Source organism: Collinsella stercoris DSM 13279 (genome assembly GCF_020735465.1).
Taxonomy (GTDB): domain Bacteria; phylum Actinomycetota; class Coriobacteriia; order Coriobacteriales; family Coriobacteriaceae; genus Collinsella; species Collinsella stercoris.
In genome coordinates this window covers 1,802,952-1,819,700 of the sequence record NZ_CP085935.1, presented here as the reverse complement: position 1 = coordinate 1,819,700, position 16,749 = coordinate 1,802,952, and the positions used below count along the sequence as shown (strand labels likewise).

The window sequence follows — 16,749 nt, the reverse complement described above, 5'->3', positions numbered from 1 at the left end:
GCCCATCTACGAACAGAAAGGAAGCTCCATCATGTCGGAGAGGAAATCCAAGGAAGAAGTGTACGCGAGCCTTGAGGATGGCTTGATCGTCTCGTGTCAGGCGACGCCCGCCGAGCCCCACTACATGCCGGGGATCACGACGATGTTCGCCGAGTGCGCACAGTGGGCGGGTGCCAAGGGCCTGCGCGTCGATTCACCCGAGAATATCCGCGCCATCAAGGAGAAGGTCGACCTGCCGGTCGTGGGCATCTGGAAGATCGATCGAAACGTGAAAGATGTCTACCTCACGCCCACGCTTGAGGCGGCTCAGGCAGTGTGGGACGCCGGTGCCGAGATCATCGCGCTTCAGGCGACAAATCATAAGCGCGACGACGGCCTGCTCTCCTACAAGACCATCGAGGAGGTCAAGGCGGCCATTCCCGAGGCGCTCATCTTCGCCGATGTCGCAACCGCCGAGGATGCCCGCATCGCCGCGGAGTGCGGTGCGGATTTCGTCGCCCCGACGCTGTACGGATACACGAAGGCCGGCTGCTTCGACAAGCTCGACATCAAGGACTCCCCTGATTTCTATCTGCTCCGCGACATCGTCGATGCCATCAAAGGCACGGATGCCCGCGTGATTATGGAGGGCAAGGTCTCCACTCCCGAGATCGCCGTCCAATGTCTGTATATGGGTGCCTATGCCGTGGTCGTCGGAAACGCCATTACGCGCCCGCACATTACCGCCAAGCGCTTCGTGCGCATGCTCAACCGCTATCACGAGGAGTAGGTTCTGCGAGCCGCCGGCTTGCCCGGTTTCGCGAACAGGAACACGCAGAGAGGATTAATCCATTATGGCAACGAACGATTGGGATATGTACGACTACATTCTCGAGTCGAAGGACGCTGTCCGAAACATCGTCGAGCATCAAGATGAGATCTTCGGCGAAGCGCTCGACTATCTTGAGGGCAAGAATATCGACCGAATCTATATCGCTGGCTCCGGTACGAGCTATCATTCGGCATTCGCCGCGCGCAAATTGATCGAGGACAAGCTCGGCATCGAGGTCACGGCCGTTTACCCTATGGAGTTCGTCGACAACACCCGCGTTTTCACCAAGAACGCCCTAGTCGTCGGCATCAGTCACGCCGGCCGCTCCACTTCCACCATCAAGGCGCTCGATCGCGCCCGTGAGCTCGGCCTCGCCACCATCGCCATGACCGCCGAGCGCGACCGCCCGCTGAACGACCATGCCGACGTAACCACCTACATCGAAATCGGTGACGAGTTCGCCGGTCCCAAGACCAAGGGCTTCATCGGCTCCATCGCCACTCTCGACGTCCTGGGTCTCATGCTCGCCGTCCGTCGCGGTGCCATCACCGAGGAGGAGAAGGGCGAGCTTGAGCGCAAGATGCTGGCCACCACCGACAATATCCCGGCGATTGCGGACGCGGCGTGGGCCTGGTACCGAGAGAACGCGGAGGACCTGAAGCGGTCGCGCCGTCTTGTGGTGCTCGGCTGCGAGGGGAACATGGGCGCCATGCTCGAGGGCACCCTCAAGATCTGGGAGGCGGTCCGTTACGCCGTCGCCGGCTATGAGCTCGAGGAGTTCATGCACGGTGGGTACCATTCCATCGACGATAAGACCTATATGCTCAACTTGGGCAACCCCGGCAAGCACTTTGAACGCATGCTGCGCATGCGCGATTACTTCGTCAAGGAGCGTGGTGCCCACTGCTTCGTGATCACCTCCGAGGACAAGGGCCATCGCGACGTCGACTTCGTCTTCCCGTTCCAGAACGAGCCGTACTTCTCCAGCATGGAGTACGTCGTCCCGCTTCAGGTCATCGCCCGCAAGCTTTCTCTTGATCTCGGGATCGACTGCAACATCGCGAGCGACCCCGATTTCCACAAGAAGATGGGCAGCTACACCTACTAGCGCATCGACTCAGTTGGGAACAAGGCCGTCTGGAGATGAATGAACTGCTCTCCAGGCGGCCTTTTCCGCACTAACATGAAGATGAGGAGTTCGACTGTGGGCAAAAAGGGGATGTTTCTTGTTTCCGCCGCCGGCATCATGTGGGGGTTTGTCGGTATTTTCGTGACTCATTTGGCGAGCATGGGTGTGTCGACGGTTGGGATCGTGACCTTGCGCATGGGCGGATCGGCTCTGTGCGTGGCGATGTTCATCGTGCTTTCGGAATTGGCGTGCGGGCGGTCTTGGGATGAGATTGCCGGCCTTTTCAGATGTAGCCCCCGCGATCTCGCGCTGATCGCAGCAATGGGCTTTTTGGGCTTGGGGGTCAGCAATCTTTGCAGTTATCAGGCGATGCAGCTGGTTGGCGTGGCAACCTCGACGGTGCTGTTGTATACAGGGCCGGTGTTTGTGGGCATTGCCTCGGCGTTGCTGTACGGCGAGCCGCTCGATGGACAGAGATGCGTCGCCTTTGCATTAAATCTGTTCGGCTCTTTTCTCGTGGTGACGAACGGCGATGTGTCAGGGATGTCCTTTGACGTGTTCGGTGTCGCATTGGGCGTCTTCGCTGCGCTAATCAATGTGGTGTATGTGCTGGGTGGAAAACACCTTGCGGGCGCACATGATCCGCGAGTGTTGGTATGCTATGGGTTTCTGTTCGCGTTCATCGGTCTTTTGCCCATCGGTTTCCCGTTCCGAGATGTGACGCGCGTCGCGGGCCTCGAGCTCGCGTCGTGGTCGTTTGTATTTTGCCTGCTTCCTTCTGCTGTGGCATACCTGCTTTATATGGCGGGTATCGCCACGGGGCTCGAGGCGGGCAAGGTGTCCGTGCTCGCATCTCTCGAGGTGGTTTCCGCGTCGTTGGTCGGTGTGTTGCTGCTGGGCGATCCGATGGGGGCGGCGAGCGCGGCGGGAATCGTTGTGGTCTTTTTGTCCGTGGCGGCCATGAACCTCAACATCGCTGGTAAGCGCGCGTCGTATACCCTTGGCTTGCTGGCATTCATACGTGAAGAATGGGTCCAGGCGAATTTCAAGGCAAAGACCGCAAGGCTGTATTGGTGACAGTGCGGCGCAGCCTATTTCGCCCGTACGCTCTCGGCACGGATATTAGGCCGCCTGACTTGAACCAAACGTTCGGGTCTGGCGGCTTTGTCCTATGTGGACGCAGAGAAATGTCGGTAAGAGAAGATCTGATGTAGTGAAGAGTGCGAACTTTGGCGCCCTGCGAAGCCAGACGTTATGACATGACGGATGTGACCTGACGATTTTAGTGGTTGGGATAAGAGAGGTGGAAGATGATGGCACGGTCGGAAAAGCACGAGGCGCACGCCGGGTCGTATCACATGAACCTGCGCGGTGTGGCCTGCGCCCTGGCGGGCGGCGCGCTGTGGGGCTTTTCCGGTACGGCCGTGAGCTATCTGTTCCGCTCGAGCGGCATCGATCCCCTGTGGGTGATGAGCGTCCGCATGGTGCTCGCAGGTGCCCTGTTCCTCCTGCTCGCGCTTGTGCGCGGCGATCGCCGTCCCTTTGAGCTGATGCGCGATAAATCCGCCGTGCGCGATCTGTTGCTTTTTGCGGGCGCGGGGCTGTTCCTCAACCAGTTCTCCTACCTCATGGCCATCCAGGCGACGAATTCCGCCACCGCTACCGTGCTGCAAAGCCTGCAGCTCCTGCCGGTCGCGGTCGTGGCATGCGTGATCGGCCGGCGCGCGCCCAAGCGCCGCGAGATCGCGGGCATGGTGCTCGCCCTCGCCGGCACGTTCCTCATCACCACGGGGGGCGACCCCTCGCAGATGGCGCTTCCCCCGGCGGGGCTCCTGTTCGGCCTGCTCGCCGCGCTCGGCGGTGCGGGGCTCGCGGTGTTTCCCGGCAGGATCCTCGCCAAATATGGAGTCACGGCGGTGAACGGCTGGGCGATGCTGCTGGTCGGTCTCATCGCCGCTCCGTTCGTGCCCGATTGGGGGCAGGCCGTCGCCTCGTTCGACATCTCGTGCTGGGTGGTCTTCGGCGCGCTCGTGGTGCTCGGGACCTGGTGCTCGTATCTGTTCTACATGCAGGGTGTGCACGAGATCGGATCGCTCAAGACTGCGATGCTCTCCACGGTCGAACCCATTTCCGCCACGGTGTTGAGCGCACTGTGGATCGGCGTCGTGTTCTCACCGACCGACCTTCTTGGCTTCGCGATGATCATCATCATGATGCCGCTCGTCGCGTGAGGCGCGTCTCGCGGCTACTTGGCGTTCCAGGCTGCCTCGTCCCACCAATCAAGCTGGGCGATGTTGTCGCGGATGTGCTGGCAGCTCTTGTGGAAGCCTTCGAGCTCGCGCTCGGAAAGATCGAGCGTGTAGACCTCCTCGACGCCTTCGGCTCCGATCACGCATGGCAGTGAGGTGAAGATGCCCTCCTCGCCATATTGACCGGTCATAAGGGTGGAGGCCGAAAGAACGGCGTGCTCATTGTGCAGCACGGCGGCGCAGACACGCGCGGCGGAGTTGGCAACGGCGTACTCGGTGCACTGCTTGCCGGCGTATGTCACATAGCCGCCCTTGCGTGCGAGTTCCTCGATCTGCATGTGGTCGAACGCGTACTTCTCGGGGTTCTCGGCCTCGAGCTCGCTGAGCTTTTTGCCGGCGATGGTCGCCGCCTTGAACGCGCCGATCTGGCTGAAGCCGTGCTCGCCGATCATGTACGCGTCGATGGACTTGGGCGAGATGCCGATCTGCTTGGAGATCTCGGTGCGCAGGCGCGCTGAATCCAAACCGCAGCCCGAGCCGATGATTTTCTTGGGATCATAGCCGGTCAGGTGCCAGAGTTCGGTGCACACGACGTCGCAGGGGTTGGAGATGCTCACGAAGATGCCGTCGAACCCGGCGTCGACGACGCGATTGGCGAAGGTTCGGGCGGCGTCGGTGGTGTAGAACAGCTCGCCGTCGCGGTTGGTCGCGGCGAGTGCGACCTTGCCGGCGGCGTTGACAACGATGTCGCAGCAGGAGAGCTCTTCGTAGCGGTCGCCGCAGTTCACGATCTTGGTGTTGTATGGCACGAAGCTGAGTGAGTCGCGCAGGTCCTGGACCTCGGAGGTCACCTTCGTCTCATTGATGTCGCACAGGTAGAGCTCGTCGGCGATTCCCTGCAGCAGGAGGCTGTTGGCAACGTGTGCCCCCACGTGGCCTTGGCCGACCACGCCGATCTTTCGAGTCTGGTACATATCCGAGTCCTTCCGGCCGAAGTTCGCGTAAGGGAAATTGTAATTCGCGCACAGCGCTGCGCCGAGATAAAGTGACACGACTCCGTTCTGACACATTGCGATGGCGGCATGGGGCGGGCGTTCCGGGCGTGATGGGCTTTGCAGGTGCAGCGGGCGCGGCGGGGTTGCGGGGCGGCGCGGGTGCGCACGTACGGCGTCCGTGGCGCGCGGTTCGCTCCGGCACCGGTTCGCATCGAGCCAGCCTCCCAGCGCGCGCGTTTGTGTCGTACCATAAGGGGACGTGAACCAAGGAGGCCCCATGCCCATCCGCATCCCCGACGCTCTGCCCGCCACCGCGGCGCTTGAGAGCGAGAACATCTTTGTCATGACCGAGTTCCGCGCCCTGCATCAGGACATCCGTCCTTTGCGGGTGCTCATCTTGAACCTCATGCCAACCAAGATCGCCACCGAGACGCAGATTATGCGCAAGCTCTCCAACACGCCGCTGCAGATCGAGGTCGAGCTGCTGCGCACGCGCAGCCATGAGGCAAAGAACGTGTCCCGCGAGCACTTGGAGACGTTTTACCGCACGTTCGACGAGGTGCGCAACGAGCATTTCGACGGCTTGATCATCACGGGCGCTCCTGTTGAGAAGCTCGACTTCTCGGACGTCGACTATTGGGACGAGCTCGTGGACATCATGGATTGGTCCACCACCAACGTGCATTCCACGCTGCATATTTGCTGGGGTGCGCAGGCGGGGCTGTTCCACCACTACGGCATCGACAAGCACGAACTGCCCGCCAAGCTCTCGGGCGTATACGAGCATGTGCTCGAAAAGCCCAGCTCCCCGTTGGTGCGTGGCCTTGATGACCGGTTCTTTGCCGTACACTCTCGCTACACCGGCGTGGATGAGGGCGCGGTGCGCGCGCATCCCGAGCTCGAGGTGGTCGCGAGTTCGCCCGAGGCGGGTTTGTACCTGGTAAAGAGCGTGGACAGTCGTCGATTCTTCGTGTTCGGGCATCCGGAGTACGATGCGGACACGCTGCGCCTTGAATATGAGCGTGACGTGCGGGCGGGCATCGACCCGGACGTGCCGGTGAACTACTTTCCGGGCGACGACCCTGCGCGCGAGCCGCTGTGCATGTGGCGCGCCCAGGCTCAGCTCCTCTACACCAACTGGCTCAATTACTACGTGTACCAGACGACCCCCTACGACGTGACCTGCGCCGGCGTCGAGGAATAGCCCCTGCTCTGAGGGATAGCTCCCGGTTAGACGAATGGTTCCTGGTCAAAGGAATAGCCTCTGGCTAGGGGGGTGCCCCTGGTCAAAGGGGTGGCTCCTGACCTGAGATATGCCTCCTGGTTAGAGGGACACCTCCTTGTTCCGAGGAAGAAGCCGGCGCCAAGGGCGTTTTTCGGCCTTCCAGGGAGGGGTTAAGTCCCGATAAAAGGCCCTAGCTCGATCCGCATGTTGACTTTGCGTTGCCTTGTGTTGGGGGTGATTCGCAAATGCGCGGATAAATTCGCGGGGTGCCGTGTAGGGGAAATAGGCGCGTCGTTCTGACCTGCGGTTTTTCTGGGGAATGTTGCGCGTCTACTGCTGGGACGAGAATTTATCCGCGCATTTGCGGATTTTGGTGTTAATCGCGGCCCGCGCGCGTGCGTCGGGAGCGGATGGAACCTTCTCGTGGGGCGAATGGGATCCCTCTTGAGGTCGTCGAGGCCTCCCCTTGGGGTGGGCGGGACCCCTTTGGAGACTGACGAGGCCCTTTTTACGGCGAGAGTAGCTCCCCTGGGGGCGGACGAGATCCTTTTTGGAGCGGATGATACCTTCTCCTGGGGTGGATGGGCCCCCGTTAGAGGTTGGCAAGACCCCTTTTGGGTGGGGTGGAGCCTTTGGAAACGGACTGGTTCCCCTTTACGGCGGACGGTTCCCTTTGGAAACGGACGGTGCCCTCTTTGGGGCGGATGGGACCTTCTTCAAGGTGGCCCGGGCTTCTTTTTGGAGCCGCTTAGTCCCCGAGTCCGAGGGGCTTTGCGGTCGGTTGGGTTTGGTGTGGGGGCTTTGCGGTCGGTTAGGTTTGTCTGGGCGTCTCGCTATACTGATTGAGCTCAATAAGTGCCGGCTTGGACGCTGGCCGCGATGTGTTTTGGGGTGGAAAGCATGACGGATCAGCCGAACTTGTGGGACCTAGCGGCAGTTGCGCCCGCGTCGGATGGAGGGGCCGTGCCCGCTCCGGATCTCGTGCCGCTCGATGTCTACGGTTCAGTAGACGATCACATGGAGGCTCCTGCGGGATACGTGCCCGCGGACTATGAGCCCTCGTCGGTGGATACCGCCCCAGAGCGTGCTTCTGCACCTGCCGCCTCAACGGACGCTGCCCTGGAGCGCGTTTCGGCGGCCGCCGCTCCGGGGCACGTCTCGGCACCCGGTGCCTCGATGTACGCCGTGCCCGCCCGCCCGCTCGTGGACATCGATATCCTGAACCCGGCTCAGCGCGAGGCGGTCCTCACCACCGAAGGCCCGCTGCTCGTCCTTGCGGGCGCCGGCTCGGGCAAGACGCGCGTGCTGACGTTCCGCATCGCGCGCATGATCGGCGACCTGGGCATTCGCCCTTGGCAGATCCTCGCCATCACCTTCACCAACAAGGCAGCCGCCGAGATGCGCGAGCGCTTGGGCGCCATGCTGCCCGACGGCGGCATGCGCGGCATGTGGGTCTGCACGTTCCACGCCATGTGCGTGCGCATCTTGCGCGAGGACGCCGACCTGCTGGGCTATACCGGCCAGTTCACCATCTACGACGACGACGATTCCCGCCGCATGGTGCGCGAGATCATGACGCACCTGGGCATCGAGCAAAAGCAGTACCCAATCAACATGATCCGCTCCAAGATCTCCACGGCCAAAAACGCCATGATCGGCCCGGAGGAGTTCATCGAGAAGGCGAGCTCCCCGCAGGAGCAGAAGGCCGGTCAGGTGTACCTGGAACTGGAGCGCCGTCTGCGCGCCGCGAACGCCATGGACTTCGACGACCTGCTCGTCCGCACGCTCGAGCTGCTACGTACGCGCCCTGAGGTGCTGGAGAAGTACCAGGAGCGCTTCCGCTACATCAGCGTCGACGAGTACCAGGACACCAACCACGTCCAGTACGAGATCGCCAACCTGCTCGCCGCCAAGTACCAGAACCTCATGGTCGTGGGCGACGACGACCAGTCCATTTACTCCTGGCGCGGCGCGGACATCTCCAACATCCTCGACTTCGAGGAGGATTTCCCCAAGGCCAAGGTGGTCAAGCTGGAGCAGAACTACCGCTCCACCGGCCATATCCTTGCCGCCGCCAACGCCGTGGTGCGCAACAACTCACAGCGCAAGGAGAAGCGCCTGTTCACCGATTTGGGCGACGGCGAGAAGATCCAGGCGTACCAAGCGAGCGACGAGCGCGACGAGGGGCGCTGGATCGCCTCGGAGATCGAGAAGCTGCATGTCTGCGGCATGAGCTACGACGACATGGCCGTTTTCTATCGCACCAATGCGCAGTCCCGTATCTTGGAAGATATGTTCCTGCGTGCGGGCGTTCCCTACAAGATCGTGGGCGGCACGCGATTCTTCGACCGCGCCGAGATCCGCGACGTCATGGCGTATCTCAAGATGATCGTGAACCCTGCCGACGAGATGAGCGTCAAGCGCGTGATCAACACCCCGCGGCGCGGCATCGGGTCGACGTCCATCGGCCGTATTGAGGACCTGGCGCGCCAGAACGCCTGCTCGTTCTTCCAGGCGTGCGAGATCGCCATGGCCGAGACGGGGCTGTTCTCCGCCAAGGTGCGTAACGCCCTCGGTGACTTTGTGAACATCGTCCGCGAGGGGCGCCGCATGGACGGCGAGCTCAAGGACGTGGTCGAGATGATCGTGGACAAGAGCGGTCTGGTGCAGGCGTTCCGTGCCGAGGCCACCATGGAGGCCGAGAGCCGCGCCGAGAACATCCAGGAATTCCTGGGCGTCGCCGCGGAATTCGAGGAGACGCACGAGGATATCGAGGGCACGTTGGAGAGCCTCGAGGAGCTGCGCGCCGCGGGCGTCGCGGGCGTCCCGGTGGCTGCGCCGGCGGGCGCGACGGGTGTTGCCGTGGGTGCCACCGCGGGTGCTCCGGCGGGCGTTGCCGCGGGCGCCCTGGCGGGCGCGACGGGCGTTGCTACGGGTGCCACCGTGGGTGCGGCGGCTGGCTCCACGGGTTCGCTGGCAAGCGCGACGGGCGTTGCCGCAGGCATAGCGGGTACTCCGGCGGACACGATGGACGCCGCGATGGCGTCTGCCGCCGGTGCGCTTGGGGCGGCGTTTGCCAGCCCTGCCATGGCGACCGCGACCTCAGCTCCCAACGTCGCGGCCATGGCAGCCGCAGAGGTCGAGCGCACGTACGGTCCGCTCGCCTGCAAGGCGCTGCCGGCGCTGCTCGAGTGGCTCGCCCTGCGCTCCGACCTCGATGCGCTTGCGGGCGACACGCACGCCATCACCATGATGACCGTCCACTCCGCCAAGGGCTTGGAGTTCCCGGCGGTGTTCGTTGCCGGCATGGAGGAGAGCATCTTTCCGCACGTTGCGGGCTGGACCGACGACGACCCCGCCAAGCTGGAGGAGGAGCGCCGCCTGGCCTACGTCGCCATCACGCGCGCGCGCAAGCGCCTGTTCTTCACGTACGCCGCCACGCGTCGTACCTACGGTTCCACGCAGGCCAACCCGCGTTCGCGCTTTGTGAACGAGATCCCCGCCGAGCATATCGAGTTCTCCGGCATCGGGTCCTCGGGCTTCTCGGGCACGGGCTGGGAAAAGCGTGGCGACCGTCGGGGCACGTTCGGGTCCGGCCAAGGGTCGGACATGTACGGCGGGCGGGTGTTCGGCTCGTTCACGCGCTCGACGCCGGGCACGCAGCGCCGCACGTCCATCAGCCCCGACGCCGGTCGTGTGGGTACGGGGTTCGCGTCGGCCTTTGGCGAGGGCTCTGGTTCCGGTGCCGGGCGCTCGCGTTCGACCTTTGGCTCGGGCGCGCCGCGTCCCAAGAAGACGAACGTGTCCGCCACGGTCGAGCGCAAGGTCGATGCCGCGGCGGCTGCCACGACGTTTGCCGCCGGGGACCGCGTGAGCCACAAGACGTTCGGCCCGGGCACGGTCATCTCCGCTGCCGGCGACATGATCGAGGTCCAGTTCGAGCGCAACGGCCAGACCAAGAAGCTCATGAAGGGCTTTGCGCCCATTGTGAAGCTCACGTAGGCGGGCCGATTCCTACCGTTCGCAATAGTCCCTGCATTCCCTAGGGTTTTTAGCTGCTACCATACAAAAGGGCGCGTGCGTGCGCCCTTTTGTATGGGTCCCGATAAAAGGGGGAATGCGTATGAACGCGCAACGCATGAGGGGAGGTGCACTCCGTAGGCTCGTGCTCGCTGCCTGTGCGTCTTTGGCGCTCGTGGCGGCGCCTGCGACGGCGCTTGCCGCCCAGACCTACCAGGTGTACCCAACCCCGCACGCCATCGAGTACGGCGAGGGCGAGGTGACCCTGCCCGAAACCGTCAACGTGGTGCTCGACCCCGGTGTCGATGCCGAGACCGAGAAGCGCTTGAACGACATCTTGGCTCTCAAGCAGATCAAGGCCAACAAGGTTGATGCGCTAGGCAAGGACGCCAACGCTGTCGAGGTGCTCGTTGGCATCAACGGCTCCAAGGGCCCGGTCGACCAGCTCGTGCAGAGCGGCGCCGTGACTCCTCAGGCCGATCTGTTCAAGAAGACGGACGCCAACTTCGTCACGGTTCTGCCCAAGGGCAAGGACGCTCCGGCCCGCATCGTCGTCGTTGGTCGCGACACCGATGCCGCCTTCTATGGCTTGAGCACGCTGTACCAGGTGTTCCAGCAGATCGAGGGCCGTGCGCTTGCTGCTTTCACGGTGAACGACTGGGCGGACGTCGAGACGCGCGGCTTCATCGAGGGCTACTACGGCAATCCGTGGTCCACGGAGGACCGCGCGGAGCTCATGCGCTGGGGCGGCCTCTTCAAGCAGAACGCCTACATCTACGCGCCCAAGGACGATCCCAAGCACAACGCGCAGTGGCGCGATCTTTACTCCGACGAGGAGATCACCAAGCTCTCGCAGCTCGCCCAGGCGGGCAACGAGTCCAAGTGCCGCTTCGTGTACGCGCTGCACCCGTTCATGAACAACCCGATCTCGTTCGGGTCGTCGTACGAGAGCGACCTCGCGACGCTCAAGGCAAAGTACCTGCAGGTCATCGACGCGGGCTGCCGCCAGATCATGCTGAGCGCCGACGACGCCGACAACCCCGGCTCCAGCAACTACATCAAGCTGCTGAACGACCTCACCTCTTGGCTGCACGACCTGCAGAAGATGAAGAACGAGGACGGCTCGCTCAAGTACCCGGGCCTCAAGGACACCATCCCGTTCGTCGCGGCCAACTACGCCCAGGCGGGCGAGAGCTGGTACAAGAACCTGCCCTCGAACGTCAAGCCCATCATGACCGGCACCCGCGTGTGGGGCAAGGCCGACAAGTCGACCATCAGCACCTTCACCTCGCGCTCCGGCGTCGCTCCCTTCATGTGGATCAACTGGCCGTGCACGGACAACACGCGCGACCACCTGTCCATGGGCGGCTATGAGAACGCGCTCGGCGCCGACGTGGTGCCCGGCTCCCTCGTGGGCTGCGTGATCAACCCCATGCAGCAGTCCGAGCCCAGCAAGGTGGGCATCTTCCTCAACGCCGACTTCTCGTGGAACAACTGGACGAGCTACGACCACGCCGACAAGGTGTGGAATGACGCGTTCAGCTTCGTGGACCACGATTCCCCGGCCGACACCGACGCCTCCAACGCGCTCCGCACGCTGTCTGAGCACATGAAGTGGTACCAGGGCGGCGGCGTGACGTTCGAGTCCCGCGAGTCCGAGGCAGTCAAGCCCATGCTCGACGCCTTTAGGGCCAAGGTCGAGGACGGCAGCGTCAAGGTCTCCGACATCGACCAGGTTGAGGCGCTTTTCAAGGAGCTCCTGGCCGCGGCGGGCACATATGCGCAGAACGCGGGCAACGCCTCCCTGCGCACGCAGATCGACCCGTGGCTCGGCTTTTGGTCCGACGGCATGAACGCCGGCCTGCGCTACCTCGGCGCGCTGCGCGGTCACCTGAACGGTGACAAGAACGCGCTCGTGAGCGAGTACACACAGGGCAAGGAGCTGTTCGACAACGCACTGTTGCACAGCTACCCCTACGTGAACGACACCCAGTATGCCCGTGCCGGCACGCGCGCCGTGTGGCCGGTCGTCGAGGCGCTCGGTGAGTGCCTGCGCCCCGTTGTGGGCGATGCCACCGGCACGGTGGATGTGGTGGCCGAGGTCACTCTGAAGGGCCTGGGCACGAGCGGCAACCCCGCCAACATCATCGATGGCGACACTTCGACCTACGCTCACTTCTCAGGCAGCAACGCCACGACCAATGTGAACGTCGGCGACTCCTTCACCATCACTTACGAGCCCTATCAGCGCGCTGACGCGGTGACGTTCGTCCAGTCCGTCCCCTCGAACCGCCCCCAGGACGTGCTCAAGGACGCGCTGGTCGAGTACACGACCGACGGCACGACGTGGGTCGAGCTCGGCCATGTGAACGGCGATTCGGAGCAGACACTCAAGCTGCCCAAGACCACCGACCTCAAGGGCCTGCGCTTTACCAACAAGCAGTACTACAGTGGCTACTGGCAGGTTAACGAGGTTGCGACGTCGGTCGCCACCTCCAAGCCGTACGAGCCGTTCGCCAGCGAGAAGCCAGCTCAGGGCGAGCTGTCCGCCATCGTGGACGGCGACGTTAAGACGGGTGCGTCCTTCGATGCGCCTGCTAAGGGCATGAACGCCGGCCTGAGTTACGTCAAGACCACCGAGATCGGCATGGTCGAGATCGCTCAGGGTGAAGACGCCCGTTCCGGCAAGGTCGAGGCGCTCATCGGTGGCGCGTGGACCAAGATCGGCACGTTCGACGCCAAGGCGTCCCAGACCGTCGAGCTCGAGAAGAACACGGCGGTCAACGGCGTGCGCCTCGTGGTCGAGGGCGAGGGGGCCTGGAACCTCAACGAGGTCGCTGCCAAGCGCCTGCCCAGCAAGGTGACGCCCGTCATGAACGAGACGATGGGCGAGTACGAGTCCTTCACTATCGACAAGATCGCCGATGGCAACGAGGGCTCCTACGCTCACCTCAAGAACCTCAAGGACAACAACATTCGCGCCAACGACTGGGTCGGCTTGACCTTTGAGCCTTCCGCCCGCATCGGCAAGATTGCCTTCGTCCAGGCCCCCGACGGCGGCGACGTCATCGTCAAGGGCAAGGTCGAGTACCAGGCGGAGGACGGCAGCTGGCACAAGGTCGGCGACGTGACGTCCGCCCAGAAGCAGACCTTCGAGTTCGCCAACGTGAACGCCAAGGCAATCCGCGTGACGAACCTCGAGAACACCGCCAAGTGGTGGAAGGTCTACGAGCTCTCCGCTGAGGAGGGCTATGAGAGCCCGGCGGGTGCCATCTTGACTGACATCGAGGGCACCGCCCTGGCTGGCACCGCAGACAGCACCTCCGCGGCGATTTCTGCGGGCAAGGTCGCAATCCCGGCCGGCTCCTATGTGGCGATCGACCTAGCTTCCGTCCAGGCGAACATCGCCATCGACGAGGCATCCGCAGCTGCCGTTGCCAAGGCCGGTCTCACGGTCGTCTCTTCGGTGAATGTTCTGAGCTGGGATGCCGTTGAGAATAACGCGGTGGCGTCCGCGCGTTACGTGGGCGTTCGCAACTTGAGCGACCACGAGATCACGTTCGATTTCTCCGCCGATCCGTTCCGTGTCACGTATCCGGGTGTTCCCGGCGACTTCACGTGCGATAGCGACCCGGTCGACGAGGCCCATGGCACCAGCGCCATGCTCGATGGTCGCGTGACCACCTACTGGTGTCCCGCGAATGCGTCCGGCACGCTGACCTACCACGTGTCCGAGCCCCTTTCCGGCGACCTGCCGCGCAATGGCGTGCACATCGTGTCGTGGGGCGACCCGAGCGGCGCCAAGGTGACCGCGACGGTGTACGACAAGCCGGATTACAGCTCCACCACCGAAGTCGAGCTGGGCACGCTCGACGCGTCCGTGAACGACTTCTCCTTTGCCGAGGCCGCCAATGGCCGGTTCTGGGGTGTAAAGGAGGTCAAGGTGAGCTGGAGCGACGGCGCTGTTCCCTCGATTGCCGAGGTCTCCATGCTCGACACGACGTTCGAGCCGCAGCCCCTGCCCGAGACCCACAAGGTGACCTTCATGGTCGACGATACGGTGTTCTCGGAGGTCGAGGTCGAGGACGGCTCCGCCGTGGCGGCGCCCGAGAACGCACCCGCCAAGGACGGTTTCACGTTCGACGGTTGGTACCTCGATGATGCCGCGTACGACTTCGCGGCTCCCGTGACGGGCGATTTGACGCTCGTGGCGCACTTCACCCCCAAGGACGACCAAGGCGGTGACCAGGGTGGCGACCAAGGCGGAGACCAAGGTGGCGACCAAGGTGGCAACCAGGGTGGCGACCAGGGCGGGGACCAGACCCCCGACCCCGATGACAAGCCCGGCACCAACCCGGGCAACAAGCCTTCCGGCAAGCCTGGTGCGGGTCTGCCCAGCACGGGCGACTCCGCGATGCTCGCGGTCGTCGGCGTGGCGGGCGTGGCTGTTGCTGCGTTTGCCGCCGGTGCTGTGATGAAGAAGCACAGGGCATAACACCCGCGCTTGCATACGCATCGCCATCAGGGCGGGGCGCCTCTCAAGGGGCGCCCCGCCTTTTTGCATGCGAGGCGAACATGCGGTGAGTGGGTGCGTGCTGCAGCTTTCGCCAACGAATGCGCTCCATTCTGCTAAAGTTCACATTCTATACGTCAACGCCTCGGAAGCGGAGCGCCTATGTCCACCGGTAAATTGACTTCCAAGCAGTCCCTATTCGTGGGCGTTACCCTCTTTTCGATGTTTTTTGGCGCGGGAAACCTGATTATCCCGCCCTTACTGGGTTTGCAGGCGGGTGAGGCCGTGGTTCCCACCATGGTCGGCTTTCTGGTGACCGGCATCGGCCTGCCCGTGCTCGGCATCGTGGCGGTGGGGCTGGCGGGCACCATTCGCGACCTTGCCGCGCGCGTGCATCCGCTGTTCGCCTCGGTCTTTGTCGCTGCGGTGTATCTGGCGATTGGCCCGTGCCTTGCCATTCCGCGCACCTCGTCGACCTCGTTTGAGATGTTCGAGCCGCTGCTGCCGGCGTGCGTGTCGCTCGAGGTGGCGCGCCTGGTGTTTTCCGTTGCGTTCTTTGCCGTTGCGTACCTGCTTGCCATGCACCCGAGCGCGCTGACGCGTCTGCTGGGGCGCATCACCGGCCCCGCCCTCATCGTCCTGTTGGTCTTTGTGATCGGTGCCGCGCTGTTCGACCCCGCATCCGTCCAGCAAGCTGCCCACGCGAGCTACGCGTCTGCGCCCGCCATGTCGGGTTTTCTCACGGGGTACCAAACCATGGACCTGCTCGCCTCGCTCACCTTTGGCATTGTGATTGCCACTAACATTCGCGAGCTCGGTGTGACGGACGATGCGGGCCTTGCGCGTGAAGTCTCGCGCGCGGGCGTTTTTGCCGGCCTGCTCATGGGGCTCATCTATTGCGGCCTGGCGATGGTTGGCCTGGGTGTTGCTGCCGAGCTGCCCGGCGCGACGAATGGCGCCGAGATCCTCGCAGCTTCTGCCGGCATACACTTTGGCGCGGTGGGGACCGTGGTGGTCGCCGCGATTTTCCTGCTCGCGTGCCTGAACGTCTGCATTGGACTCATCAGCTGCTGCGGCACGTATTTTGCCGACGTTGTTCCCCGCGTGCCGTACCGCATGTGGGCCCTGGGTTTTGCGGTGTTCTCCTGCGTGGTGTCGAACTTTGGCCTCGATGCCATTCTCACGTTCTCCGTTCCGCTGCTCAACGCGTTGTACCCCATGGCGATTGTGCTGGTGGTGATGGGCATGCTGCACAAGGTGTGCGATCGCATGCCGCTGCTGTGGCCATGGGTGGTGTGCCTTACGGCCGTTGTGAGCATTGCCACCGCGCTGCGCGATGCGTTCTTTGCGGGTGCGTGGCTGCCGTTTGACCAGCTGCCCTTTGCCGACGTCGGCATGAACTGGGTTGTTCCCGCTTTGTGCGGCGTCGCTGCGGCCATTGTGCACGCGGCGGTGCGTCGCAACAAGGTTGCGGCATAAGGGTTCTGCCTGTTCGATGCTCGTTTGTCCTCGGCTGGCTGTTCGGCTCTGGCTGGCCGTCCTTTGCTGGTTGATTGCCCTTTCCGCTTGTCGACTTATCGAGCCTTCCCGTACCTCGAGTGTGCGCTTTTCCAACGTTTGAGGTGGTTCAAACGTTGGAAAAGCCCACGCTCGGCGCCGCATGGCGATCCCCGGCGGTGCGCGGTGGTCCCCGATGGTGCCGCACGGCGATTATCGGCGGATACGCATGACGACTCCCCCCGGCGGCACACGGCGACCCCCCGGTGCCGCACGACGATCCCCGGCAGCGCGCGGCGGCGCATCGGCT

General features: G+C 63.4%; 9 protein-coding genes. 8 read left to right on the top strand and 1 reads right to left on the bottom strand.

The window, feature by feature from the left end:
* The first annotated feature begins 31 nt into the window (after positions 1 to 31).
* The 4 genes from LK434_RS07730 to LK434_RS07715 all read left to right on the top strand — a co-directional run bounded on the left by LK434_RS07730 (position 32) and on the right by LK434_RS07715 (position 4,171).
* The gene (locus LK434_RS07730; RefSeq protein ID WP_040361662.1) at positions 32 to 769 is read left to right on the top strand and encodes an N-acetylmannosamine-6-phosphate 2-epimerase; all 738 of its coding nucleotides are present in this window, start codon (positions 32 to 34) and stop codon (positions 767 to 769) included.
* Between the two features lie 64 nt (positions 770 to 833).
* Positions 834 to 1,919, top strand: coding sequence for an SIS domain-containing protein (locus tag LK434_RS07725; RefSeq protein ID WP_006721671.1), 1,086 nt, complete (start codon positions 834 to 836; stop codon positions 1,917 to 1,919).
* A gap of 96 nt (positions 1,920 to 2,015) precedes the next feature.
* The gene (locus LK434_RS07720) at positions 2,016 to 3,017 is read left to right on the top strand and encodes a DMT family transporter (protein WP_040361661.1); all 1,002 of its coding nucleotides are present in this window, start codon (positions 2,016 to 2,018) and stop codon (positions 3,015 to 3,017) included.
* A gap of 236 nt (positions 3,018 to 3,253) precedes the next feature.
* Positions 3,254 to 4,171, top strand: a complete 918-nt coding sequence (locus LK434_RS07715) for a DMT family transporter (RefSeq protein WP_227917702.1) — start codon at positions 3,254 to 3,256, stop codon at positions 4,169 to 4,171.
* Between the two features lie 14 nt (positions 4,172 to 4,185).
* On the opposite strand, the gene LK434_RS07710 is transcribed toward LK434_RS07715, so the two are convergent.
* Entirely contained in the window at positions 4,186 to 5,259 is a 1,074-nt protein-coding gene (locus LK434_RS07710; protein WP_006721668.1) for an L-lactate dehydrogenase, read from the bottom strand.
* Positions 5,260 to 5,461: 202 nt separating this feature from the next.
* Between LK434_RS07710 and metA the strand changes: the two genes are divergently transcribed.
* From metA to brnQ, 4 genes are all read left to right on the top strand, one after another.
* A complete protein-coding gene (gene metA, locus LK434_RS07705; RefSeq protein ID WP_006719305.1) occupies positions 5,462 to 6,388 on the top strand; it encodes a homoserine O-acetyltransferase MetA in 927 nt (308 codons plus the stop codon).
* Between the two features lie 1,197 nt (positions 6,389 to 7,585).
* Positions 7,586 to 10,411: an ATP-dependent helicase gene (locus tag LK434_RS07700; protein ID WP_227917919.1), complete on the top strand. Its 2,826-nt coding sequence runs from the start codon at positions 7,586 to 7,588 to the stop codon at positions 10,409 to 10,411.
* A 121-nt stretch (positions 10,412 to 10,532) separates the two neighbouring features.
* Positions 10,533 to 14,924 (top strand): beta-N-acetylglucosaminidase domain-containing protein, encoded by a 4,392-nt coding sequence (locus LK434_RS07695; RefSeq protein WP_050754931.1) that lies wholly within the window; start codon positions 10,533 to 10,535, stop codon positions 14,922 to 14,924.
* 180 nt (positions 14,925 to 15,104) lie between these two features.
* Positions 15,105 to 16,421, top strand: a complete 1,317-nt coding sequence (gene brnQ / locus LK434_RS07690) for a branched-chain amino acid transport system II carrier protein (protein ID WP_006719294.1) — start codon at positions 15,105 to 15,107, stop codon at positions 16,419 to 16,421.
* Positions 16,422 to 16,749 lie beyond the last annotated feature (328 nt).